This window comes from Mucilaginibacter sp. NFR10, assembly GCF_900100445.1.
GTDB classification, from domain to species: Bacteria; Bacteroidota; Bacteroidia; order Sphingobacteriales; family Sphingobacteriaceae; genus Mucilaginibacter; species Mucilaginibacter rubeus.
The window spans coordinates 256272-279718 of record NZ_FMTV01000004.1 but is presented as its reverse complement, the minus strand read 5'-3'; the positions used below and the strand labels follow the sequence as shown (position 1 = coordinate 279718).

Sequence of the window (23447 nt, the reverse complement as noted above, 5' to 3'; positions counted from 1 at the left end):
TTTAAAAGCATTCAAAATAACGAAATAAACCCCAAAGTAGTATAAATATATCTTAATATTATGGCCTGCCTGATACAAGGGCGTTGTTAGCGCGTTTGATAGCCAGGCTCTCCTTCCAGTCCATATAATCCTTTTTAAAGCGAGCTTTCATCAGGTTGTCAAACTTGCGCTGCACTGTTAAGTTATACAAGCTTTTGGCTTTAATGGCCCATGATTTATCCCAGGCGCGTAACGATATCGAAAATGAACCGGTGAGGTATTTCATCCAATGCCAGTAACCGGTTGGCATAAACAGGGTATCGCCATGCTCTAAAATGGCCTCTTGTCCTTCAATGCCGTCAAGGGCCGGAAATTTGGCAAAATCGGGGTTTTCGATATCATAATCTTCCAGGGCGTAGGTAGCAAAGGGGATGCAGTACAGACGTTCGGTCCATTTCTGATCGAACAGCATTACATGTTTGCGGCCATTAAAATGTGTATGGAAAATGTGCGCAAGATCGATGTCGTAATGTAAAAATGTTACAGAACCGGCGCCGCCGAAAAACATATTGGGGTATTTATCCAGGAAACCACCCATTAAATCAGATGGCGAACGATAATCTTCCAGCAGTTTTGGGGCATGTTTAATTGGGTCGAAGAGGAAAATTCTTAAATCAGTAGGCTGTTTTTGAATAAGATCGATATAATCGCCAAACTTCATTTCAGTTGCAGATGCATTGATAGCTTTGGAAGGATCGGCCTTTGAACTGTTATAAATCGGAACGGTTTTGTCTCCAACTACCTCTTTCAAGTATTCGAAAGTCCATTTTTGCAGGGCAGACCAGCTTTCGGTAGCTTTGCGGATAATAAGCGGTTTACGCGGATTTAAGTAATTGTTAACAAAATCCTCTTTGCTTATATTGTCTACACTATCAATAGGTGTAAGCGTTATACTCATTTTCACAAATTAATTAACGAGCAAAATTAATTCTTTGTAAATAATATGTAAACGATTTGTACCGATTTTGAAATTGTGCTGACAGTTGTATTTTAGTGGCAGTACGGAGCCGCAGCGGCAGTAGGAATTTGATCAGTGTACCACTTGCATAACTGCTACTGCCACCTGCTACTGCGACTACAAACTGCAACTAACTTAATTAGGTTTCAAAACCGAATTAACTACCTGGATAACGCCGTTGCTTTGGGCAACATCAGCTATGGTGATGAATGATTTGCCTCCTTTTTCGTCAACAAGGTAAAGTTTTGCCCCCTGCGACATCACTATAAGTGTACCGCCGCTCAATGTATTAAGCTCCAACTTGCCTTTGCCCTCTTTTACTTTGGTTAACAGGTCGGCCGAGGTTAATTTGCCGGGCACCACATGATAAGTAAGCAGTTTAATAAGATTGGCCTTGCTTGCAGGTTTCATCAGGTTGTCAACCGTGCCTGCAGGAAGCTGGGCAAAAGCTTCATTAGTAGGTGCAAAAACAGTATACGGACCGGTCGCTGATAGGGTAGGCGCCAAGCCGGCAGATTTAATAGCGTTTACGAGCGTAGTATGGTCTTTTGAGCCGGATGCGTTTTGTACGATATTTTTAGCGGGCGACATGACGGTACCGCCCACAGTTTTTTGGGCGAAAGCTTTTGGGGCTATGGTAATAGCTATAAACGATAGAGCGATAATGAGTACTTTTTTCATACTTGCAGGTATATAAAACATTGCGATTTGATAAATATAAACAGTTTAAAACCATTTTGCTTTGTAACAAAGTACTGACTGTAAAAAACCTCAAAGGTTTAGAAAAATAATCCGGCTGCAATATGATCAGCATACAGTTTACCTGTTGCGCTAAGATAAATAACATTATCTTTTTGTATGATCAATTCCCTATCGAAATATTCGGCGGCAGCTTTGAGTAATTCGGCTGATGCTCCTTTGGCTATCTGGTTGAGCTTAGTTAGTTCAAGCCCCCACATGGTACGTAGCGACGTCATGATATATTCATTCAGACGGTTCGCTTCAGTAAGTTCCTCTGTTTCGGTCGATAGTTTCCCGCTTTCGAGCGCCTGGATGTATTTGGCATTATTAGCTATGTTCCACTGCCGGGTATCGCCATTATAAGAATGCGCCGAAGGACCGATCCCTAAATATTTTACACCCTTCCAATAGTTGGAGTTATGGCGTGAATATTGGCCAGGCTTGCAAAAGTTAGATATCTCGTAATGTTCAAACCCCTGTGCATTCATCGCATCCATTAATACCATAAACTGTTCGGCGCTTTGATGCTCGTTCATGGGTGGCTGCTTCTTTTTATTGATGAAAGCTGCCAGGGCAGTTTGCGGTTCAACCGTCATGGAATAGGTAGATATGTGCGGAACGTTAAGTTCAAATACCTTATCGAGGTTTTGCTTCCATTTGGTATCGCTGAGCATAGGATAACCGTAAATGAGGTCGACCGTAATATTTTCAAAACCGGCGTCCTGGGCGCGTTTTACGGATGATTCGGCTTCCTGGCCGCGGTGTATACGGTTCATCCAAACCAGGTCCTCGTCAAAAAACGACTGGATCCCTATGCTGAAGCGGTTAACCGGTGTTTGTTTAAGGGCTTTGAGTTTGTCGGGTTTCAGATCATCGGGGTTGGCCTCCAGGGTTATTTCTGCCGCGGACGACACGGTGTGGAGTTCGGTTAGCGTGTTGATGATCCTGCTGATTTCATCGCCATCCAAAACAGAGGGGGTGCCGCCACCGAAATAAATAGTTTCGATGGTTTCACCGTTGAGGTAACCTTTTTGCAGTTTGATCTCACTGATCAAAGCATGCAGCATTTCATCTTTGTACTTTAACGATGTACTAAAATGGAAATCGCAATAATGGCAAGCTTGCTTGCAAAAGGGGATATGTATGTAAATGCCGGCCATTTTTTGAGTGTAAGTGATAGCGATAAATTAAACCTATCTGTATTAAATGTTTTATATAGATAGGTTGGTTTTGATTTTGCAACCGAAACCTGGTTACTCACGTGTTACTTTTTTGGATATTGCGGGTGACAAATAAAATTATGCTAACAATTAGAAATAAAAAGCTCATGTAACGGCAAATTTAGTGCTTATCTTGACACATTAGTAAAATGCCGTATAAAGCAAAGGTAAACACAATTATGAGTTCCTAAAGATTTATGCCAGTAAGATCATTCTGTAGGGAATCGGGATTGCTCAAGAAAGCGGAGACTCCTAATTGACTGTGCTTTTGAGCTCATTCCGCCTTCTTTTATAAAACGAATCCTTAATATGGCTGGCATGTTGCTCTGCGCATGCAACATGCTATACGATCTTGCTCTTAATGTAGCATAGCTACAAAGCCACCACCCGGCGATAATTTTATAGTAAGCGTGTCTTTGGGATTGACTAATCTTTCTTCACGGTGGATAGATGCATTGGTATCTGCTCCGTCATATATCAATGTCCCTTTTGTTGAGTGTTGCAGAAAGTTTAACGGAACCTTGATTTCGCGTGCATCGGCACCATTCATTACGCCAACCCACCAGGTGTTTCCTTTTCGGCGTGCATAAGCAACAATTTCACCCATTTGGGTACAGCTTAAAACTTTTGTCTCGTCCCAGGTTGTAGGTACCTGTTGAAATAAATCAAACATCGGGCTTTCCAGGTAAAATTTATATTCGTCCGCGAAATGCGTAATAGGAGAAAGATATACGATGGATTGAGCAAACTCATGGGCCCAGGTGAATTTTTGCGATGTAAGTTGCTTTGGGTTCAGTATTACCGGAGTAAAATCTGCAGCACCGGCGGTAAAACGCGTAAACGGTACAGATACGTCATGGTCTAACGGTGCCACTCTTTTATACCGGGTCATGTGATATTCGTTACCCCTAATGGCTTCTCTTGTAATATCCATGGGATAGGTTCTTGTCAATCCGGTTGGTTTTACACTTCCGTGAAAATTAAGCATTAGTTTGAGGTCTGCACAATCTTGCATGGTACCCATGTACCATTGCATAATAGATGACGTTGCAGGGGGGATGAAATCTATTTTAATGCCCGCTGCTCCCAGATCTTTGATTCGCTTTAGATAAGAATAGCGTGCCGCCGCCGATCGCATTTCTTTAGAGTCAACCCAAACAATTGATTTTACGCCAATGCCTTTTCCGTACGCTATCACATCTCCCAAAAGCTGCCACTGATCTTTACCCTGCTCGCTCCAATTTCGCCATCCATCATCTACTAAATAATATTCCCATTTTAATTTAGCTGCCGCATCATACCAATTTTTTTGATCGGCAAACCGGGGAGCCCCAACGCTCCACCATTGCCATAAACAACGGCCTGGCATTACCCAACTAAAGTCATTGCCTTTTTGTGGTGCCGGGCACAGATTCGTGAGCAGGTCTGAGTTTACTAATTCAGTTAAATTTTTGGCTATGATAATTGTTCGCCAGGGAGATACTTTTTGGTTTTCATAAGCACCTTTAAGTACAGCATGTTCAGTATCGCTATCCGGTTGTACATCCCAGCCGTTAGGGGCAAAGGGGAAATTTGCTTTAAAAGAATTTTCATGGTGTATAAAAGACATGTCTGAAAAGTCTTCGCAATCAGCTTCGGAAACCGAGGCAAAAATCCCGTTTACATTAAAAGTTAAGGGCCCCATTATTGGTGTATTTTGTGGAACTGATGGTAATGGAGTTACATGGCTTAGGCCCTCATAACCTTCATTATAATCCGACCAGGCAACCTGCGTTACTTTTCCGGAGAATTCCCAGGAGGTTGAGTCAGCATTGATGTGTTTTGTATTATAAGGTAATGTGTAACGTACAGCTATACCATCATTGTAAGCGCGCACAATTAAGTTGAATTTCTTCTCTGCTGTTAGCAAAGGAATTGTAGTTTCATTCGCTTCGTTACGTGCCGTTTTGTGAGCGCCGTTGATAGTATAGGTTTCTTTTATCTTTTTATTTGAAGGGGCACCTGCAAATTTGGTTTCAACTCCAAGATCGATACCATCAACAGTTAAACCCAGGCGCGATGGTGCTATCAACATCGTATTGTTAACTGCCGCGTTGTATGATAATTTGCCTTTGGCGATGAATATGTGGACATTAATTTGTCTGTCGGGGCTGCTAATGGTGATGGTTTTTTGCTGGGCATATCCATTGTAATACAAACACAGCATAAGTAGTAATAAGCAGGTATTTATTTTCATAATTAGCGCTTTTGTCATTTAAATAAACAGTACAAAGAATTTAAATATTCCAGATCGGTATTTAGGTTAATTGTTAATTATCGGTTTAATGTCGGCGTTGGGTCGTTTAACTAACGGTTTGGCAAATAATTTACATGACTGCTTAATATTAGCTGAATTTCAGCCATCCCTTAAATAGTTAACCACCCCGGCTTATCCTGCAACAAATATATTTTACCAGCTTTTACCCAGATTGTATTAATTAGACTTTTCTTTATAGGAATCCGACTTTTTAATGAATAGCAAGTGATTAAGGTCAAATAAATTCAAAAAAATATTAATTGATAAAATTCTGGTTCAGATAATTACCCTACTTTTGCAAAAAATAATAGCCCTTTTTAAGCTTTGAGGATCTGTTTGGTTATTTGGTGCTGCCTGCTGTTTTTATTGAATTGTACTGCTGCTTTTGCGCAACAGGATTCAATAGTGGCTGATACGCCTTTAAAATCACCAACACGCGCTTTTCGTCCCGGTAATTCGGTGCTTGATTCGGTAGCTTATGCCATGCAAAACAGAGATAAATTTATTGCAGACTCTATTGCTATGCGTTACCTCAGGGTGCCTGACGCGGCCATGCGTGCCCAATATACCGATAGCGTTTTTGCCCACGAATTATATCATGGCTACGGCTTTCTTGATCTCCATTCCAGGTCAAAGAGCAGGGTAATGGAGGGGCATAATCGCCCTTCGCGTGATCCCTGGGTTATTGTGCTCATTATTGCCATGCTGTTGTATACAGCTATTCTTAACCTTGCCCTGGGCAAAGATGTAAGCAATGTATTTGCCTCTTTTTACAGCAAACGCGTACTTTCGATAGCCGGTAAAGAAGAGAGTCCGGTTAGTTCGTGGGCTTTCCTGGGCTTGTTTTTGTTATTTTGTGCTACGTTCGGTTTGTTCTTATATCAACTGGCTGCGTACAAAGGCGTTTATTATAAAATAGCGGGAAGCGGCCTGTTTACTTTTCTTACCATAGTCATTATTGTATTATTTTCGCTCAAGTTTCTAATACTCAAGTTTTTAGGGTTTGTGTTTGATATTAATAAGCTGGTGAGCGAATACCTTAATATTCTGCATCTTACCTATTTTAATATCGCGTTTGTTTTTTTGCCGGTGGTTATTTGTTTCAGCCTTCTTGGTGCACAATATATTCCTGTATTACTTACGGTTACGCTTATTATCATCATTATAATTTTTATATGGCAATACATCAGGAGCAGCGTAAATATAATTTCTACCTTTCGATTTCATAAGTTTTATTTATTTACGTATCTTTGTGCCCTCGAAATTTGCCCTGTTTTGATTTTAATAAAGGCATTGAATATTAAAATTTAGGTTATTAAAAGCACTGAATTGGAAGATAGAAAGAAAAAGGTTAAAAGCATACTGGTTACTTTGCCTAAGCCCGAAAATGATAAAAATCCTTACGCCGAGCTGGCTAAAAAGCTTAACCTGAAAATTGATTTCAGATCATTTATTCATGTTGAGGGTGTGCCCGCAAAGGATTTCAGAAAAGAGAAGATCAATTTAGCTGATTTTAGCGCTGTGATCTTTACCAGTCGTAATTCGGCCGATCATTTTTTTCGCATATGCGAGGAGATGCGCTTTGAGGTGCCTGTTGAAATGAAATACTTTTGCCTTTCGGAAACCATAGCGCTTTACCTTCAAAAGTACATTCAGTACCGTAAACGTAAGATCTTTTTTGGCAAGCAAACCGCTGCTGACCTGGCAGAAGTTTTGAAAAAGCATTCGTCGGAAAAATTCCTTTACCCATGCTCGGATGTAGCTGCCGAAGAAACGCAGCGTTTTTTGCTGGAGAACGGTTATAACTTTACCCCAGCGGTGCTTTTCCGCACGGTTTGCAGCGATCTTTCTGACCTCGCCGATGTGTTTTATGATGTTATAGCATTTTTTAGCCCGTCAAGTATACAATCGCTGTATAAAAACTTTCCCGATTTTAAGCAAAACAATACGCGCATCGCCGCTTTTGGGGCGACTACTCATAAGGCAGTGCTTGAGGCTGGCTTGATTTTGGATATACCAGCTCCAACCCCCGGCGCGCCGTCAATGACAATGGCTATTGAGCAATATGTTAAGCTTGTAAACAAATAAATTGGAAATTTATTTAACCAGGCTGCAACTTTTTACCATATTTACCCGTATAACCGCTAACTAATTGTCATGTTAACAATTGGTTAGCGGTTTGTTAATTATATAGCGTTTTGTACGGTATTGGGAAGATAAGTACACAGTTTATCGATTCAAGAAGCCAAATTATCGTTTTTTATAGCTTACATTGAGTAAAATGTAATATATTCGGACGTTGCATTGTGTTATAGTTATATAACTGATTTTGATTGTAAAATGAAGCAGATCTACTTTTTAATAATTGTTTTAGCAGGTGGTGTATTAAGTGGTTGTGGCCGCGGAGGCGGTGACCGGGGGGAAGTTGTAGGGGTTCCTGCAAGATCATTCAGGGCCGAGGTGCCTTACGGAATGGTTTATATTCCTGGTGGCAGTTTCCTTATGGGGCAAACTGATCAGGACGTAACCTTTGCCCAGATAGCCCAAACTAAACAGGTTACTGTTTCTCCGTTTTTTATGGATCAAACCGAAACCAGCAACAGTCAGTACAAAATGTTTGTGAACTGGGTGCGCGATTCGATAGCCATTACCAATTATATCAACGATAATAAGTATTTCATTCAGCCCAAAGCTGGCGCCGGTAATAATAATGGCGGTAAAAAATTCATCAACTGGGAGTTTGTGAAGAAAAATCCTATCTGGAGCAGCAAAGGCAACCAGGCAAACAATGCTCAAAAATTGCAGGGTATGTACTACCAGGGTGATGACCGTGTGTTTGACCGTAATGAGGTTGACGTGCGCTTACTTAAATATAACTACGCTTTGTTTACCCTGCGCGATGCTGCAGATCATCATAACGATAAAACAAAACATCGTTCCGACTTCATTGTTCGTGATACCGTAGCGGTATACCCTGATACGCTTGTTTGGTTAAGCGATTTTTCATATGCCGCCAACGAGCCTATGGTTGAAAGTTATTTTTCACATCCTGCATTCCGTAATTACCCTGTTGTAGGGGTAACCTGGAGGCAGGCCAGAGCTTACAGTGTATGGCGTACGCGCTATAATGACGCTTATAAAGATAAGCGCCATTTACCGCACCGTGCACCTTACAGTTTGCCTACGGAAGCCGAGTTTGAGTACGCGGCACGTGGCGGCAGGATAGGTACCGATTATCCATGGGGAGGGCCTTACATTAAAAATGCAAAAGGTTGCTTATTGGCTAACTTTAAGCCAGGGCGTGGTAATTATACCGATGATGGCGGCGCGTATACTGTGCCGGTACGTTCATATTTCCCTAATGATTATGGTTTATACAATATGGCGGGTAACGTAGCCGAATGGACATTATCTGCTTTTGACGAATCAGCGTCAACATTTGTACATGACCTCGCACCAACATTCAATTACGAAGCTAAGTCTACCGACCCCGAAATATTGAAACGTAAAGTTGTACGCGGGGGCTCATGGAAAGATATCGGATATTTTCTTCAAAACTCAACCCGGACCTACGAATACCAGGACACTGCTAAATCATATATCGGTTTCCGCTGCGTCACCAAATATTTAGGGCGCGACATTACAGATAAACGCTAATCGAGAGTTAGTTAAACGCAAGCAAATCAAATTAAAAAATAAAAGTTTACTTCTGAATTATGGCTGGAAAGAAAAAACCTTACGGAATAGGCAACATCGTATCATGGGGTGCTACTGTGGTGATTATAGGGTTAATGTTTAAGATTTTGCATTGGCCCGGTGCCACATACTGGATAGCAGGGGGACTTATAACTGAGGCTATACTGTTTTTTATATTAGGATTTCAGAGAGAAGATAAAGAAATTAACTGGGCACGTGTGTATCCTGAATTAAATGAAGACTTTCAGGGAGAACTTCCAAAAGCAACTGTAAGGAGCGTCGGTAATACAGGCCCTTCAACAACTGCTGCGCTGGATAAAATGATGGAAGATGCAAAAATTGGCCCTGAGCTGGTACGCAGTCTTGGTGATGGTTTACGTACATTTGGCGATAAGGTAGCCGCTATATCACGTGTTACCGATGCGGGAGAAGCTACTATTGCTTTTACAAGCAAAGTTAAAGATGCAACCGCAAGTTATGAAAAACTAAGTGTTTCTTTTGAAAAGGCGTCGGCTAATTTAACTGAAATGGCTAACTCAAATGTTGATTCAAAAGCTTACCATGACCAGGTTACCCAATTAGCTAAAAACCTGTCGGCGCTTAATGCGGTTTACGAGCTGGAATTACAGGATTCAAGCGCGCACTTAAAATCAATGAATAAATTTTACCAGAACCTTTCGCTTACCATGAACAACTTTAATGAATCAATGGATGATTCAAAACAGTTTAAGGAAGAGGTAGGTCGATTGGCTAAGAACCTGGCATCATTAAACGCCATTTATGGTAACATGCTTACAGCTATGAATCAGCCGCGTGTTTAATATAATTAATTAATTGATTACCAGAAAAGATTTATAATAGATGGCCGGAGGTAAGGAAACCCCAAGACAGCGAATGATAGGTATACTATACCTGGTACTATTGGGCCTCATTGCCCTTAACGTACCGGATAGCCTGTTGGACGCGTTTAAGAATATTACGAATAGTTTGGATGCATCAACCAGGAATGTTAATACTGGTTTGCAAAACACATACAGCGCTTTTGAGGCTACAAAATTGAAAGAACAGGCTGAACGGGCGAAACCAATTTATGATAAGGCTAAACAGGCAAGTGCTATAGCTGCAGAATTAAATACCTACGTTGAACAGCTGAAAGCAAAGCTGATTCAGGAAGGCGGCGGCATTAACCCGGAGATTGATGACGTTGACGCACGGGATAACCTCGATATATCGCCCCGTATCATGATCAATCAAAAAAATGGGGAGAAACTGAAAGCTAAAATTGATGAAACCCGCCAAAGGTTAATGGTAGCTTTAGGTAAGGACAGTGTAGGCGTACAGTTTTCACTAAATACCGTAGCGCCTAAACCGCATGGGGATGTTAGAAAATCATGGCAGGAAGCTAACTTTGGGGATGGCATACCTTTAGGCGCGGCCCTCACTACTTTAGCCAAAATTGAAGCTGATAGCAAAAATGCCGAAAACGAAGTAGTTAAGAAATTATTAGGTAAAATTGACCAGGCTCAGGTTACGCTCGATAAGTTTAGCGCAGTAGTGGTAGCTCCAAGCAGCTATGTGATAGCAGGACAGCCATATACTGCCCAGATCTTTTTGACAGCATACGATTCAAAATCAAACCCTGATATCACTGTTAACGGTAGCAGGGTTCCTGTAACAGATGGTAAAGGTAATTATACCATTACTGCAAGCGGTGAAGGAAAGCATTCTATAGAAGGGGTTATTATGGTTAAAAATAATACAACCGGTAAAAATGATCCCTATCCTTTCAAGCAGGAATATACAGTTGCAAGGCCTTCGGCAGTTATTTCTCCTGATAAAATGAATGTACTTTATATCGGTGTACCGAATCCTATTTCGGTATCTGCGCCTGGCGTAGCAGCCAGCGACTTAAACGTGCATTTTAGTGGTGCCGGTTCTCTTAGTGGTTCGGGCGGGCATTACACAGCAATTGTAAACAGCATAGGCAAAGCTACAATTTCTGTTAGTGGTGCAAAAGGAGCGGTATTGGGTTCAACACAGTTCCGTATCAAAAGGATCCCTGACCCTAAGCCACAGTTTGCAGGTAAAAGTGGAGGTAACACCAGTTCGGCTAATATCAGAGCACAGGACAGGCTTTTTGCTCAGCTGGATAACTTTGACTTTGATGCTAAATTTAACGTAACGCACTTTACTATGCTGGTTGTAAAACCGCGCCAGGATGCCATTATTTTATCAGGCTCAGGCGGGGAATTAACCGGCGCTATGCGTAGTGCTTTAAATACAGTTACACCAGGAACTACTGTTATATTTAAGGATATCGTTGCGGTAGGTCCTGACCATTCACCGAGGTCACTTGACCCGATTGTATTATCCGCAAATTAAACGCGTATGAAAAAGAGAATTTTAGTTGTTATCCTGTGCCTGGCTTGTGTAAGCGGTTATGCGCAAAAAAAGCGCACCAAGAGGCCGCCGGCAAAAAAGACCACCACCGCCAGGCAAACAACTCAGAAACCTGTACAGGTTCAGCCGGATAATGTTACCAGCCAGCAGCCCCTTGATACTGCGAGTAAAATTGCTGCAAAACCTTTTGACAGGCCGCTTGATGGCTATTACAAAAAGAACAATATTTTAAACGCCAAGGTTACACCGTATCCTAATTTGCGTGAAAATGATGTGGCATTTGCCAAACGCGTTTGGCGCGAAATTGATGTACGCGAAAAGATGAACCAGTACCTGGCTTCACCCAAGGGCCGTTTAATTGATGTATTGCTTGATGCCATAGCCAAAGGCGAGCTTACCGCATATGACCCGACCCCGGGTAAAAAGGATGATCCCAATGGCGATGGTTTTACTACTCCTTTAACAGGTGCACAGGCCCGTGGCCGGTTAGCATCTGACAGCAGCGTAGTTGAAAAGCGCGATAAGGATAATAACGTTATATCATCTACGCTTGTTGCAGGTGAGTTTAACCCTGATAGCGTGCTTAAATTCCGCATTAAAGAAGATTGGATCTTTGATAAACAGCGCTCGGTATTTGAGCCCCGGATTATAGGTATTGCTCCTTTGGTTAAACCTAAAGGTACAGGTACACTCGACATCGATTTTCAGCCCGCTTTTTGGATTTATTTTCCTGAAGCACGCGCGGTACTTGCAACCAAAGAAGTGGTTAGCCGTAACAGTGATGCCACCGGCTTAAGCTTTGACGACGTGTTTATAAAACGCATCTTTACCAGTTATATCGTAAAAGAAAGTAACGACAAAGATGAGCGTATAAAAGATTATGCTCAGGGTATTGATAAGCTTTACGAATCAGAAAGGGTTAAAAAGTCCCTTCTTGACTGGGAGCTTAATCTTTGGCAGTACTAATACATTAAGATTAACAAGATTATAAAACAGGCGATGAATTTTCATCGCCTGTTTTGTTTTAAGATCTGTTTTATCGGGAAGGCGGCTAAGATTTTTCATCGCACCTGCTGCCGTGCTTATTTAGCCGGTAAACATTTAACAGGATAACAATTGCTTATCTCTTTTCATATGCGATTTTCACCCCACGCATGACCAATCGCTTACTCCTTTCTACCAACTCCCCCAAAATTCCGACCAACGCCTGAAATAATAGTAAACAAGGGCTTTTTAGGGTTTGCCGAGTGTTTTTGAGGCTTTGTCTATTTATATCTACAGCTGGTATAACACTTTTTAGCGATCAAAATATATGTTGTTCATTTGATCATTGAAAACAACAACACAACATATTTAAAACATTAAAACCTTACGATCATGAAAACCTCAATAAAATTATCAGCCTTATTTGTATTATTAACTGCAGGTGTATTTGCTACTACAGCAGCCAAAGCCGACGAAGACAAAATCGATGTTACCCCTAAAGCCAAAGAAGTTGTAAGCTTTAAAGCCCTTGATCATGATCGCGGTTTAAAAGTGAACTTTGCAAAATCTGAAAGCGGAAGATCAATGGTAAAAGTTTACAATAATGACAATGAACTTTTGTTGAAAGATATTGTGCCAAGCAAAACTGATGTAAGCAAAGGTTATGTGTTAACCGGTTTGGAAGATGGTGAATACACTATGGAAATCACTACCGACAAACAGGTAGTTAAAAAATCAATCCATGTTTATCAGGATGGCGATCAAAAATCATTTTACATCGCTCAGTAATAAAAATCACAAACATCAATATATAAAGAAGGCCTGGTTGATTGAACCAGGCCTTTGTTATTTTAGGCGTAGTAATCTGGGAGCTATCCTTGCTTAATTTCTGCTCCTGTATTAAAATACGTCAATATGGCTTTGGCCTGTTTAAGATTTACTACTTCGAGCAGCATTTCCTCGTTAGCTTCGCGAATCTTCTTTACCGATTTAAAGTATTTAAGCAGCTTTTCGGCTGTGGTTTTGCCTATGCCCTCTATCAGCTCAAGTTCTGTTACCAATGTGCCCTTATCGCGCTTTTTACGGTGGAAAGTGATCCCAAAACGATGGGCCTCATCACGCAGGTGCTGGATCACTTTAAGGGTTTCCGATTTTTTATCGAGATACATCGGGTATTGATCATTGGGATAGTAAAGCTCCTCCAGTCGTTTGGCAATGCCTATCACGGTTACCTTTTTATCTATACCCAATAACTTAAGGCTATGCATGGCCGATGATAACTGACCCTTACCTCCATCAATCACGATCAGCTGCGGTAATTCTGTTCCTTCATCCAGCATGCGGCGGTAACGGCGGTGTACAGCTTCTTCCATTGTGGCAAAGTCGTTAGGGCCTTCAACGGTTTTAACGTTAAAATGCCGGTAATCTTTTTTGGAGGGCTTTCCATCCTTGAACACTACAATGGCCGATACCGGGTATTTGCCCTGGAAGTTGGAGTTATCAAAACATTCAATATGGCGCGGTAGCTGGTTCATGCGCAGATCTTTCATCATCTGCGTAAGCAACCGTTCGGTGCGGATCTCGGGGTTCAATTTCTCGTACTGGTCAATCTTTTCCTTTTTAAAGAACTGTACATTCTTTTGCGAAAGGTCAAGCAATTTGCGTTTTTCGCCCAGTTTAGGCACCGTGAATTTGATGTTTGGATGGTCCTCAAGATCGATATCAAACGGTACGATGATTTCCTTGCTGTCGCTGTTATAGCGGCTCCTGAACTCGGATATGGCCAGTGTAAGCAACTCTTCGTCACTTTCATCCAGTCGCTTTTTTAGTTCGATGGTTTGTGTTTGGATGATGGTACCATTCATCACCTTCAGGAAGTTTACGAATGCCAGTTTTTCCTCTGACGCAATGCTGAACACATCCACGTCGGTTATAGATGAGTTAACAACGGTTGATTTGCTTTGGTAGTTTTCAAGGAGTTCAAACTTACGTTTAAGCCGGTGGGCCAGCTCAAAATTCATTTCCATAGCAGCCGCTTCCATCTCATTTTTTAAGCGACGAAGAACTGCACCAATCTTCCCGTTCAGAATATCCTTAATTTCTTCGATGCTGTTATCATAGTCTTCTTCGGTTTGATAGTTTTGGCAGGGGCCTTTGCAATTACCCAATTGGTATTCCAAACAAACTTTAAACTTGCCCTTATCAATATTTTCGCGGGTAAGCTGCAGGTTGCAGGTACGTAGAGGATAAGTTTCCCTAATAAGTCCTAAAATGTTATGCATCATGCTTATCGATGCATAAGGGCCAAGGTATTTGGAGCCGTCTTTGATTATACGGCGGGTCCAGAAGATGCGTGGGTAATTTTCGTTTTTAATGATGATCCATGGATAGGTCTTATCATCCTTAAGCATGACATTGTAGCGAGGCTGATGCTTCTTGATCATGCTGTTTTCCAGCAACCAGGCATCTACCTCGGTATCAACAATGGTAAATGTTATAGCACGGATCTTGGATACCAGCACCCTTGTTTTGGCATTGATATGGATATCCTGATTAAAATACGACCCAACGCGGTTGCGCAGGTCCTTGGCCTTGCCGATATATATCAGTTCCTGCTCACTATCCCAGTATTGGTAAACCCCGGGTTTGTGAGGGATGTTTTTTAAAGCTGCTCTATAATCAAATTGGTTCATTGGTTCACTGGTTCATTAGTTCATTGGTCTGCTTGGCGGTTGTTTTACCAATGAAACATAGCTTATCGTTTATTGGTCTCCTTTATTGCCCTCGCGTTTGCCAATAAACTTTAGGTATGCATTTAATTTGATATGGATGACCTGTAATTTTTCAAACAGATTATTGAATTGCTCATCAGTTATCAGGTTTCTTTTCTTTGATTTCTGAAGCCAGCCTTTGGTTTCCAAAATTGAACCCCGACTAAAATAACAGAAATTGCGGTTTTCCTTGTAATGGTATCTTCCATAACCTTCTGCAATATTCGCGCTAATTGAATCTGCAGAACGTACTATTTGTTTACCAACGGTATCCTTGGCAAAATAGTCCCACTCACTTACTATAAACCAAATTTCATCGCTGAAAGTATCAGCCAATCTGTATACCTCTAGATCTTCGAGCGAGTGATGGCTCATGCTATTAAACTATTTACCAATGAACTAATGAACAAGTGAACGAATGAACTATCAGAATCCCAATTTCTTATCCACGTCGGTAGTCCCCTGTTGCTGCTGGTTATAGGCTCCGCAATCCAATATGATGCTAACTCCATTTGCAGGGGCATCAAAATCAACATTCTTTTTAATGCCTAAAGCTGCATTGGCATATACCTTTTTCATGTACATGGCAAATATCGGCAGGGCACTATTGGCGCCTTCGCCCAGACGGGTGCTCTGGAAGGCAATGTCACGATCTTCGCAACCTGTCCATAAGCCGGTAACCAGTTGTGGGGTTATACCTATAAACCAACCATCTGAGTTGTTTTGGGTTGTACCGGTTTTACCACCGATAGGGTTACGTAAGCCGTATTTGTAGGTTAATCTTGAACCGGTACCATCTTCAATAACACCTTTAAGCATATAGGTCATCACATAAGCCGTTTGCGGGTTCATGGCTTGCACCACGCGCGGAGTATGGGTATACAATACGTTGCCGTTTTTATCTTCAATGCGTAAAATATAAGTAGGCTCTGTCCACAGGCCGTGGTTGGCAAAAGCGGAGTAAGCGGCGGTCATCTCAAACACAGAAGCATCAAACGTACCCAGGCAAATTGAAGGATAAGGCGGAACATTGGTTGTAATACCCATCTTTTTGATCAGATCAACAACAGGTTCTGGTTTAACCTCGCCCATAACGTGGGCCGTAACCCAGTTTTGTGAGTGCGCCAGTGCCTGCCTTAAAGTAATAAAGCCCGGCAAAGTTTCGGATGGCGACGAGCGCGGGCACCACGGCGCGCCATAACCACGGATAGTATCAGGCACGTTATTGATTTTCATACATGGAGAGTAGCCGTTGTCGATAGCCACAGCATAAGTAAATGGTTTGGCTGTTGAACCTACCTGGCGGGTGCCATTCTTTACCTGGTCGTATTTAAAATGTTCAAAGTTGGTGCCGCCAACCCATGCCTTAACATAGCCGGTTGTGGGATCCATACTCATGAGAGCATTACGCAAAAGCATTTTACAGTAGATAATACTGTCAATTGGCCTCATCATGGTATCGATATTGCCGTGCCAGGTAAACAGGTTAAGCATGGTTTTGGTCTTGAAGTTTTCTTCAATTTCCTCGTCAGATTTTTCCTGTTGTTTCAGTTGTTTGTACCTGTCAGATTTTTGCATGCCCTGGTCAAGCAAAAATTTGAAGTTGTGGATGCTTTTGTAAAGGTTACGGCCGCGCCAGTGGTCATTGAACTGTGCCTGCAAATCTTTCATATAATCACGCTGCGCATCCTCCGCATATTGCTGCATGGTGGCATCAATGGTGGTATATATTTTTAAGCCGTCGCGGTCAAGATCGTAAGGGGTGCCATCAGGGCGGTTAATATTCTGTTCTTTAAAGATCTTTTGAAGCTCTTTTTTCAATACCGAACGGAAGTAAGGAGCAAGGCCGTCAAAGTGATTGTTTTGGTGAAAATCAAGGCCAAGTGGCTTGCGTTTATATTCTTCAACCTGGCCTTCGCTTAGGTAATTTTGTTCGGCCATACGGTTTAGCACCAGGTTACGCCTTTTAAGCGCGTTATCCGGGTGACGGATAGGCGAATAAATGCCGGGGCCGTTAACCATGCCTATTAAGAGGGCAGCCTGATCGGGTGTTAGTTTATCAGGCGTAGTGTTAAAATAAGTGCGCGCGGCCGATTTGATGCCATAAGTGTTATAAGCACCAAAGTCGACCGTGTTAAGGTACATGGTGAGGATCTCTTCTTTGGTGTAATGGCGTTCAAGCTTAACAGCTGTAACCCATTCTTGGAGTTTTTGGATGATCCGCTTAAATGGATTGGCAGATCGTTCCGAAAAAAGATTAAGTGCCAACTGTTGTGTTATGGTACTGCCACCCTGCTTTTGCCCGATGAGCAAATGCGCGAAAATGGTAAAGCTTCGGCCAAAGTCAATGCCTGAATGGTCATAAAAGCGTTTATCTTCGGTAGCAACCAAAGCGTTAATTACATTTGGTGACAGTTCGCGGTAAGTAACGTTGGAACGGTTTTGGATATAGTAAGTCCCCAATACCTGTTTGTCGGACGAGATGATCTCTGTAGCCTGGTTGCTCTTGGGGTTTTCCAGGTCGCGGAACGAAGGCAGCTGACCGAACACATCAAAAATAGTGAGTGTTATCATCATAACAACAAAAGCAAAAAGGCCAAGCACAATTCGCCATATGTACCAGTTGTATCTTCTTATATCTGCAGGCTGGAGTTGATTTTTCGAGTTAAACCTTGTGTTAGTGGTTCTCATTTTCTAATAAAATTTCTGATAGTAGTCAAAATAACTATCCAATATACTTTGGGTTGCTAATTTATCCAGATTTTCTTTGGTAATGATAAAAATGCTGTATTTATCCTTTGGAACCTTCATAATATCGGGTAGCAGAGGTACAATGGTACGTGCATAATCTTTAGCATCGGCAAGGCTGTAAAAACGGCCAACGTATATCAGCTGGTTATTTTCGCCAACGCTTTTAACGTGGTGGATTACTTCGCTGCGGGTGTATCGTGTACGGTTAAACTGCCCTACTCCAAAACGTGTAGAAGCCAGATTAGTTGTACCACTGGATACATTTATCACAAAGTAATAGTTGCTGCTGTCGCGCTTGCTGAATATGTAGTTTACCGCTGGTGTATTGTTAATGGCGGCCGGGTGAACCGTAGCCACAGTATCTTTTTGTTTAGGTGCCGGCTGCGTGGCTATATCCCTTGAAGTATCCGGCATTTGGTGTTGCGGTAAAGGGATCTGGCCTACGGCAAGTTGTTTTGGTTGTTGAATTGCAGCCTGCTGAATTTGTGGTGCCGATGTTTTAGCCCCGGCTATTATATGCGTGTCCCGTTCGGGCAGGCGCTCCTGGGGAGTTACATTTTGTGCCGATGGGGTATATGGCGGACGGTATTCTGTTTGTTTTTGATATGCTACCGGTGGGGTAAAAGGGACCTCGTTAGGATCATCATTAAATAATACCACCGGACGCGCAGCTATTTCGGCCTTGTTCGAATCGATATAGGCCAGGTGTTGGTTTACCAGTGGGGCGATGAGCTTATCCTGCGGATATTTTGCGGCGATTAACTGCAGATCGGCCTGAAATGGCGGCAACTTTTCCATATGCCCGGCAGCAATAGCTTTCAGATAGTATAACTGCGCTGCATACCGGTTGTCAGGATATTTGTTAAGCAAATCATTTGCTTTCTCAATCACTTTTGCGTATTGCTTTTGAGCATACTGATCGTACACTTCGTTATAAAAGCCGTTAAATACAGCATCTACATCTGCCAGCTTGCGTGCATAATCCGGATCGAGAATTACTTTAGCAAATACACTTTCCGGATACTCTTTAAGCAGCCTGTTCTTGTAATCGTTTGATTTTGTCGCATCGATATCGGCATAAAGTCTGTAAAGGTTATAATAGATAGAAGGTTTATCGCTGCTTTGAGGAAAGCGGCTAAGCAAAGTTTCGTAAGTGGCAATGGCTTCCTTTTTATCTTCCAATACATCACGATAAAAATTGGCCATTTCAAAATAAGCGTTGTAGATCTTGAAATTGGATTGCTGCAAAAGGGCAGGGGTGAGAGGCAGGTTTTTAACCAAGTCCTGCCTGAAAGTACCGGCCGATACATTTGTGCTATTGTACGCTACGCTACCAACCGGAGCATCCGGATCATTAACCTGTGAGCCAATGCCGGTATTGGCTGTAGGAATACCAGTATTTGAACGCCGGCTGCGGCGCCAGTTATCTTCAAGCTTTCGGTTGCCCCATAAACGCTTAAAGTCGTTATAGCCCTGGCTTACGGCGCTGTTGTTGTAAAAGTAAAATGTACTACCGCTGTTTTTATTGGAGGAAGGTGAATTACTGTTCCTGTCGAAGGTATTTGGCATAGTGCCGTTATTGACATTGGCAGCGGCACCGGTGGCTTCCAAAGCGGCCTGTTGCTGCTGACGTGTTTTGCGGGCTACCATTTCATCTATACGGGCATCGCGGGTTTTATCATCCAAAGCGGCAAGCATTTGCAGGGTATCCTCGCGCGAGATGGTTTCAAGCAGGCGGGTAAGGATCTGCAGGTTATCGGCCTTTTTGCGGATGATCCGGTATCCCGGGTAATTTATCGACAGGTTATTGAGCGTACTGTCATAATAAAGCCTGGCACTTACGTAATCGGCCTTGTTTTTAAAGTTGATATCGGCAATACGTAAATACGAAAGCCCTTTTTGGTTTTGATTTTTGGTGCTAACCCGCACCGATTTCTTGTAACTTTTCAGGGCGTTGTCGATTTCGCCGGCTTTAAACTGCTGTTCACCAATCTGGTAATAGATCTGGTCGTAAAAATCAGTATTGTCTTCATTCTTAAGCAGGGCACGTAATAGGTCGATCTTACTGGCCTTAACACCGTTTTGATTGTCGCGGATGCGGATCCGGTTAAGGTTGGCATTAAATGCCATTTCAAAACTGGCGTTGCTTTTAACTATGCGGGTGTAGCTTTCGTAGGCATCGGCCGGCTTGAGGTTAAGCTCCTGTAACTGGCCCAGGATAAATATCCAGCGGAGTTTGAGATTGCTGACATAACTGTATTTAATGGCCAGTTTAGCCATCTCTTCGGCTTCGGCATAGTTTTGGGTTAGAATATCATATTGCAGCTTGGTGGCGTAAACATCGGCAGTAATATTCTTTTTAGGATTGATATCCTGAACTGCGGAATCAATAACCAGTTTTGCCAAAGGTAACTGATTCAAATACATGAGCCCGCGTGATTTCCAAACCAAGGCTTCCTGTTTCAGGTTGGCTTGTTTGCCAAATGAGCGGGTTACATAATTAAAATACTCAATGGCATCAAAATAATTAGCTTCTAAATATCTTGCTTTACCCAGCACTAAATAAGCATCGCCCAAATAGTGGCTTTGTTCTTTGATGCTGATGATCTTATTGGCTTTTACAATAGCTTCCTCCAAATCCTTATCGGGCGTGCCGGTTTGTGCGGTGGTATCGGGATACACGTTCAAAATTTCGCTATAAGCATCCGGAAAAGTTGTGACGTAGCTTTCCTGCTTGAGCCTTAAAATTTCGTTAGCATTAAATAATATGTTATAGTGAGCAGTGAGGTTTTGCATGGTGCGGTTAAAGCCGCTTTGTTTTTCAAGCGAGCAACCGGCCGCTATCAATATAACTGCAAACAGAAAAAAAATGCTGGTGTTTGGTTTATAGGATGATGATAATCGCCTCAATGCTATATGGTAGTTAAAAAAGCATTGCTAAAATACTAAAGATTATGCAATAGGTTTAATAAATTTGCGCATGTCCGAAAATGAACAAAATAACGAAGATGAGGTAGGCAAGCCTTTAAGCGCTTATGCTAAATACAGCAGCATCGGTTTTCAGATGGTGGTTATCATTGGCATTTTTACATTTGCCGGTTATAAAATTGATGAAGCCGGCAAACATGATGTAAAATGGGCTACTGCCATACTTGCCCTTATCGGGGTATTCATTGCTTTGTTTATCGTCATCAGATCTGTTAAAAATTGAAACTGCACACTGTTATTTTATCGTTCCTGCTGTTTGCAGTTATCATAGCTGTGCCGCCATTTCTGTTAAGCAAATCAACACATGCCGCCTGGCTCGATCCTCATTTCTGGATGATATATGCTTTTGTAACCGGGCTCACATTTATCACCATTGTTTCCATATTGATGGTAACCAAAATTAACAAGGAAATATATGCTCAAACCTTCCTTGGGGCAACCATGATCAAGCTTTTGACCTGCATGTTTTTTTGCCTGTTTTTTTTAGTTAAAATCAAAGTAAACGGGGTGATATTTGTTGCTAATTTTTTTTACGTATATTTCTTTAACCTCGCCTTTGAAATTTACGGTTTGTTACGTACCTTGCGCAACCAAAAATTAAAGTAAAAATCTCTCTGCTAATGGATTTTAGCCATATTTTGAACTCAAAAAAAATTACCTTAAGCATCATTTTAGGCGTTTTTTCGCTATTTGTAACGTTAAATGCTAACGCTGTACAAGAAAAAAATGAGTCATCAACAACTGTTGAAAGTAAAGAAAAGGAAAAATTTGACCCTAATGAAGCCATTCTTGAACACATTGCCGATTCGCACTATTTTCACATAGGTGGTAAGGTTGCTATTGGTTTGCCTGTTATACTTTATACAGACGGCGGACTGGAAGTATTTTCGGCTTCTGAATTCGAGCATGGTGAGAAAGCCCACCAGGGTAAATACCACAATTATGCTTTAATTAAAGACAAAATTAAAGTTGTTGGCGCCGATGGTACAACCGTTGATGAAACCGCAAAGATTTTTGATTTGTCAATTACCCGCAACGTGTTTTCCATGTGGATGTCGGTAATATTGCTGATCATTATATTTGTTAGCGTAGCCGGCTCATACAAAAAGCGCGTAGGTAAAGCGCCTAAAGGTTTGCAATCATTATTGGAGCCGCTTATCCTGTTTATTCGTGACGAAGTAGCGCTGCCGAACATCGGTTACAAATACGCGCGCTTTATGCCGCTGCTGTTAACCATGTTTTTCTTTATCCTGATCAATAACCTGATTGGTATGGTGCCGTTTTTCCCCGGAGGTTCAAATCTTACAGGTAATATCGCAGTAACCATGGTGCTTGCTGTTATTACCCTTATCGTGGTTAACTTTAATGGTAACAAATACTACTGGAAACACATTTTTGCTCCTGACGTTCCGTTTTGGCTATATCCCATTATGTGGGTGGTTGAGCTTGCCGGTATCATTTCAAAGCCTTTCGCGTTAATGGTGCGTTTGTTCGCAAACATCATGGCGGGCCACGTTATCGTATTGGCATTGATTTCATTAATCTTTATATTCCAGACACTTTGGGTATCGCCGGTATCAATAGCTTTCGCTTTGTTTATCGACGTGCTTGAGTTGCTGGTAGCTTTCTTACAGGCCTTCATCTTTACAATGCTTACCGCGTTGTTTATTGGCAGTGCTGTTGAAGAGCATCATCATTAATAATTTGTAATTAATAATAACACTATATTCATTTAAATTTAAAAACAATGGTTGGAAGTATTGCTGCATTAGGTGCAGGTTTAGCAGTTATCGGTGCTGGTATTGGTATCGGTCAAATCGGTGGTAAAGCGATGGAAGGTATTTCTCGTCAGCCGGAAGCTGCTTCAAAAATTCAGACTGCCATGATCATCGCTGCGGCACTTGTTGAAGGTGTTGCTCTTTTCGGTGTGATCGTTGCACTTTTGGGTAACCACTAATTATTACCCGCAAAAAATAAGAACCGGGCCGTGTAACGGTTGGTTGCACACCGGTTTTTAATTGAATGAATGAGTTAATTTGGAACTATAGTCACACAGTTATATATAAAAAATGGAATTAGTAATGCCTGATTGGGGTTTGGTTGTATGGACATCCGTAACCTTTTTATTCTTACTTATTTTACTGAGGGCATTTGCCTGGAAACCGATCATGGCCGCCATTGGCGATCGTGAGCGTTCAATTGAAGATGCATTATTGAAAGCAGAAGCTGCCAAAGAGGAAATGAGCCGTTTAACCAATGAAAACGAATCATTGATTAAACAAGCCCGTGCCGAGCGCGACCTGATCCTGTCTGAAGCGCGCAAAGCTAAAGAGCAAATCGTATCTGATGCTAAAGAAGCTGCACATAAAGAAGGTGCACGTATGATTGAGCTTGCCCGTGTTGAAATCAACAACCAAAAAGCTATTGCTTTGGCCGATGTAAAAAACCAGGTAGCTACTTTATCTTTAGAGATTGCTGAGAAGATCCTTCGCAAGCAATTTGAAGATCAGCAGCAACAAGACGAATTGGTTAGCCAATTATTGAAAGAAGTGAAGTTATAAAATTTCGGATTTGGGACGTGGGATTTCGGATTTATTCCCGTA

The 23447-nt window shown here is 41.9% G+C and carries 20 protein-coding genes; 12 read left to right on the top strand and 8 right to left on the bottom strand.

Annotation, left to right across the window (positions count from 1 at the left end; translation table 11 throughout):
- Positions 1–58: 58 nt before the first annotated feature.
- From BLP33_RS15630 to BLP33_RS15615, 4 genes are all read right to left on the bottom strand, one after another.
- Positions 59–937, bottom strand: coding sequence for a cupin-like domain-containing protein (locus BLP33_RS15630; protein ID WP_090530383.1), 879 nt, complete (start codon positions 935–937; stop codon positions 59–61).
- Between the two features lie 195 nt (positions 938–1132).
- On the bottom strand, positions 1133–1678 hold the full coding sequence (locus BLP33_RS15625) for a fasciclin domain-containing protein (RefSeq protein WP_090530380.1): 546 nt from the start codon (positions 1676–1678) through the stop codon (positions 1133–1135).
- Positions 1679–1776: 98 nt separating this feature from the next.
- Entirely contained in the window at positions 1777–2898 is a 1122-nt protein-coding gene (hemW, locus tag BLP33_RS15620; protein WP_090530377.1) for a radical SAM family heme chaperone HemW, read from the bottom strand.
- A 418-nt stretch (positions 2899–3316) separates the two neighbouring features.
- On the bottom strand, positions 3317–5194 hold the full coding sequence (locus tag BLP33_RS15615) for a glycoside hydrolase family 97 protein (RefSeq protein WP_090530374.1): 1878 nt from the start codon (positions 5192–5194) through the stop codon (positions 3317–3319).
- Between the two features lie 384 nt (positions 5195–5578).
- Between BLP33_RS15615 and BLP33_RS15610 the strand changes: the two genes are divergently transcribed.
- The 7 genes from BLP33_RS15610 to BLP33_RS15580 all read left to right on the top strand — a co-directional run bounded on the left by BLP33_RS15610 (position 5579) and on the right by BLP33_RS15580 (position 13123).
- Entirely contained in the window at positions 5579–6565 is a 987-nt protein-coding gene (locus BLP33_RS15610) for a DUF4271 domain-containing protein (protein WP_090530371.1), read from the top strand.
- An 18-nt stretch (positions 6566–6583) separates the two neighbouring features.
- Positions 6584–7342, top strand: coding sequence for a uroporphyrinogen-III synthase (locus BLP33_RS15605; protein WP_090530369.1), 759 nt, complete (start codon positions 6584–6586; stop codon positions 7340–7342).
- A gap of 252 nt (positions 7343–7594) precedes the next feature.
- Positions 7595–8911 carry a T9SS ring complex lipoprotein PorK/GldK gene (locus tag BLP33_RS15600; protein ID WP_090530366.1) on the top strand — a complete coding sequence of 439 codons (1317 nt, stop codon included), beginning with the start codon at positions 7595–7597 and terminating at the stop codon, positions 8909–8911.
- Positions 8912–8970: 59 nt separating this feature from the next.
- Positions 8971–9771, top strand: coding sequence for a type IX secretion system motor protein PorL/GldL (gldL, locus tag BLP33_RS15595; RefSeq protein ID WP_090530363.1), 801 nt, complete (start codon positions 8971–8973; stop codon positions 9769–9771).
- Between the two features lie 40 nt (positions 9772–9811).
- The gene (gene gldM, locus BLP33_RS15590) at positions 9812–11332 is read left to right on the top strand and encodes a type IX secretion system motor protein PorM/GldM (RefSeq protein WP_090530358.1); all 1521 of its coding nucleotides are present in this window, start codon (positions 9812–9814) and stop codon (positions 11330–11332) included.
- 6 nt (positions 11333–11338) lie between these two features.
- Positions 11339–12316: a type IX secretion system ring subunit PorN/GldN gene (gldN, locus tag BLP33_RS15585; protein WP_090530356.1), complete on the top strand. Its 978-nt coding sequence runs from the start codon at positions 11339–11341 to the stop codon at positions 12314–12316.
- 411 nt (positions 12317–12727) lie between these two features.
- Positions 12728–13123, top strand: coding sequence for a hypothetical protein (locus BLP33_RS15580; protein WP_090530353.1), 396 nt, complete (start codon positions 12728–12730; stop codon positions 13121–13123).
- Between the two features lie 83 nt (positions 13124–13206).
- On the opposite strand, the gene uvrC is transcribed toward BLP33_RS15580, so the two are convergent.
- The 4 genes from uvrC to BLP33_RS15560 all read right to left on the bottom strand — a co-directional run bounded on the left by uvrC (position 13207) and on the right by BLP33_RS15560 (position 20766).
- Positions 13207–15027 (bottom strand): excinuclease ABC subunit UvrC, encoded by a 1821-nt coding sequence (gene uvrC / locus BLP33_RS15575; protein WP_090530351.1) that lies wholly within the window; start codon positions 15025–15027, stop codon positions 13207–13209.
- Positions 15028–15096: 69 nt separating this feature from the next.
- Positions 15097–15480 carry a four helix bundle protein gene (locus BLP33_RS15570; protein WP_090530347.1) on the bottom strand — a complete coding sequence of 128 codons (384 nt, stop codon included), beginning with the start codon at positions 15478–15480 and terminating at the stop codon, positions 15097–15099.
- A gap of 51 nt (positions 15481–15531) precedes the next feature.
- Positions 15532–17796 (bottom strand): transglycosylase domain-containing protein, encoded by a 2265-nt coding sequence (locus tag BLP33_RS15565; protein WP_175490028.1) that lies wholly within the window; start codon positions 17794–17796, stop codon positions 15532–15534.
- A 3-nt stretch (positions 17797–17799) separates the two neighbouring features.
- Complete coding sequence (locus BLP33_RS15560) at positions 17800–20766, bottom strand: type IX secretion system periplasmic lipoprotein PorW/SprE (RefSeq protein ID WP_139160005.1); 2967 nt, start codon at positions 20764–20766, stop codon at positions 17800–17802.
- Positions 20767–20836: 70 nt separating this feature from the next.
- Here BLP33_RS15560 and BLP33_RS15555 point away from each other — a divergent pair, with 70 nt between their 5' ends.
- From BLP33_RS15555 to atpF, 5 genes are all read left to right on the top strand, one after another.
- A complete protein-coding gene (locus BLP33_RS15555; protein WP_090530342.1) occupies positions 20837–21067 on the top strand; it encodes an AtpZ/AtpI family protein in 231 nt (76 codons plus the stop codon).
- Positions 21064–21450, top strand: coding sequence for a hypothetical protein (locus BLP33_RS15550; protein WP_090530339.1), 387 nt, complete (start codon positions 21064–21066; stop codon positions 21448–21450). The genes BLP33_RS15555 and BLP33_RS15550 overlap by 4 nt, the downstream gene beginning before the upstream one ends.
- A 14-nt stretch (positions 21451–21464) precedes the next feature.
- A complete protein-coding gene (gene atpB / locus BLP33_RS15545) occupies positions 21465–22544 on the top strand; it encodes a F0F1 ATP synthase subunit A (protein WP_090530337.1) in 1080 nt (359 codons plus the stop codon).
- Between the two features lie 47 nt (positions 22545–22591).
- The gene (gene atpE, locus BLP33_RS15540) at positions 22592–22801 is read left to right on the top strand and encodes an ATP synthase F0 subunit C (protein WP_090530334.1); all 210 of its coding nucleotides are present in this window, start codon (positions 22592–22594) and stop codon (positions 22799–22801) included.
- A gap of 112 nt (positions 22802–22913) precedes the next feature.
- The gene (gene atpF / locus BLP33_RS15535) at positions 22914–23405 is read left to right on the top strand and encodes a F0F1 ATP synthase subunit B (RefSeq protein ID WP_090530331.1); all 492 of its coding nucleotides are present in this window, start codon (positions 22914–22916) and stop codon (positions 23403–23405) included.
- Positions 23406–23447: the final 42 nt, after the last annotated feature.

What these genes read in the sequence shown, in the direction of transcription:
- gldN (WP_090530356.1), top strand. Translation starts at nt 11,339, where the DNA reads ATGAAAAAGAGAATTTTAGTTGTTATCCTGTGCCTGGCTTGTGTAAGC.
- BLP33_RS15630 (WP_090530383.1), bottom strand. Translation starts at nt 937, where the DNA reads ATGAGTATAACGCTTACACCTATTGATAGTGTAGACAATATAAGCAAA.
- BLP33_RS15615 (WP_090530374.1), bottom strand. Translation starts at nt 5,194, where the DNA reads ATGAAAATAAATACCTGCTTATTACTACTTATGCTGTGTTTGTATTAC.
- BLP33_RS15625 (WP_090530380.1), bottom strand. Translation starts at nt 1,678, where the DNA reads ATGAAAAAAGTACTCATTATCGCTCTATCGTTTATAGCTATTACCATA.
- BLP33_RS15600 (WP_090530366.1), top strand. Translation starts at nt 7,595, where the DNA reads ATGAAGCAGATCTACTTTTTAATAATTGTTTTAGCAGGTGGTGTATTA.
- BLP33_RS15565 (WP_175490028.1), bottom strand. Translation starts at nt 17,796, where the DNA reads ATGAGAACCACTAACACAAGGTTTAACTCGAAAAATCAACTCCAGCCT.
- BLP33_RS15580 (WP_090530353.1), top strand. Translation starts at nt 12,728, where the DNA reads ATGAAAACCTCAATAAAATTATCAGCCTTATTTGTATTATTAACTGCA.
- atpB (WP_090530337.1), top strand. Translation starts at nt 21,465, where the DNA reads ATGGATTTTAGCCATATTTTGAACTCAAAAAAAATTACCTTAAGCATC.
- atpF (WP_090530331.1), top strand. Translation starts at nt 22,914, where the DNA reads ATGGAATTAGTAATGCCTGATTGGGGTTTGGTTGTATGGACATCCGTA.
- BLP33_RS15570 (WP_090530347.1), bottom strand. Translation starts at nt 15,480, where the DNA reads ATGAGCCATCACTCGCTCGAAGATCTAGAGGTATACAGATTGGCTGAT.
- uvrC (WP_090530351.1), bottom strand. Translation starts at nt 15,027, where the DNA reads ATGAACCAATTTGATTATAGAGCAGCTTTAAAAAACATCCCTCACAAA.
- gldM (WP_090530358.1), top strand. Translation starts at nt 9,812, where the DNA reads ATGGCCGGAGGTAAGGAAACCCCAAGACAGCGAATGATAGGTATACTA.
- gldL (WP_090530363.1), top strand. Translation starts at nt 8,971, where the DNA reads ATGGCTGGAAAGAAAAAACCTTACGGAATAGGCAACATCGTATCATGG.
- BLP33_RS15555 (WP_090530342.1), top strand. Translation starts at nt 20,837, where the DNA reads ATGTCCGAAAATGAACAAAATAACGAAGATGAGGTAGGCAAGCCTTTA.
- atpE (WP_090530334.1), top strand. Translation starts at nt 22,592, where the DNA reads ATGGTTGGAAGTATTGCTGCATTAGGTGCAGGTTTAGCAGTTATCGGT.
- hemW (WP_090530377.1), bottom strand. Translation starts at nt 2,898, where the DNA reads ATGGCCGGCATTTACATACATATCCCCTTTTGCAAGCAAGCTTGCCAT.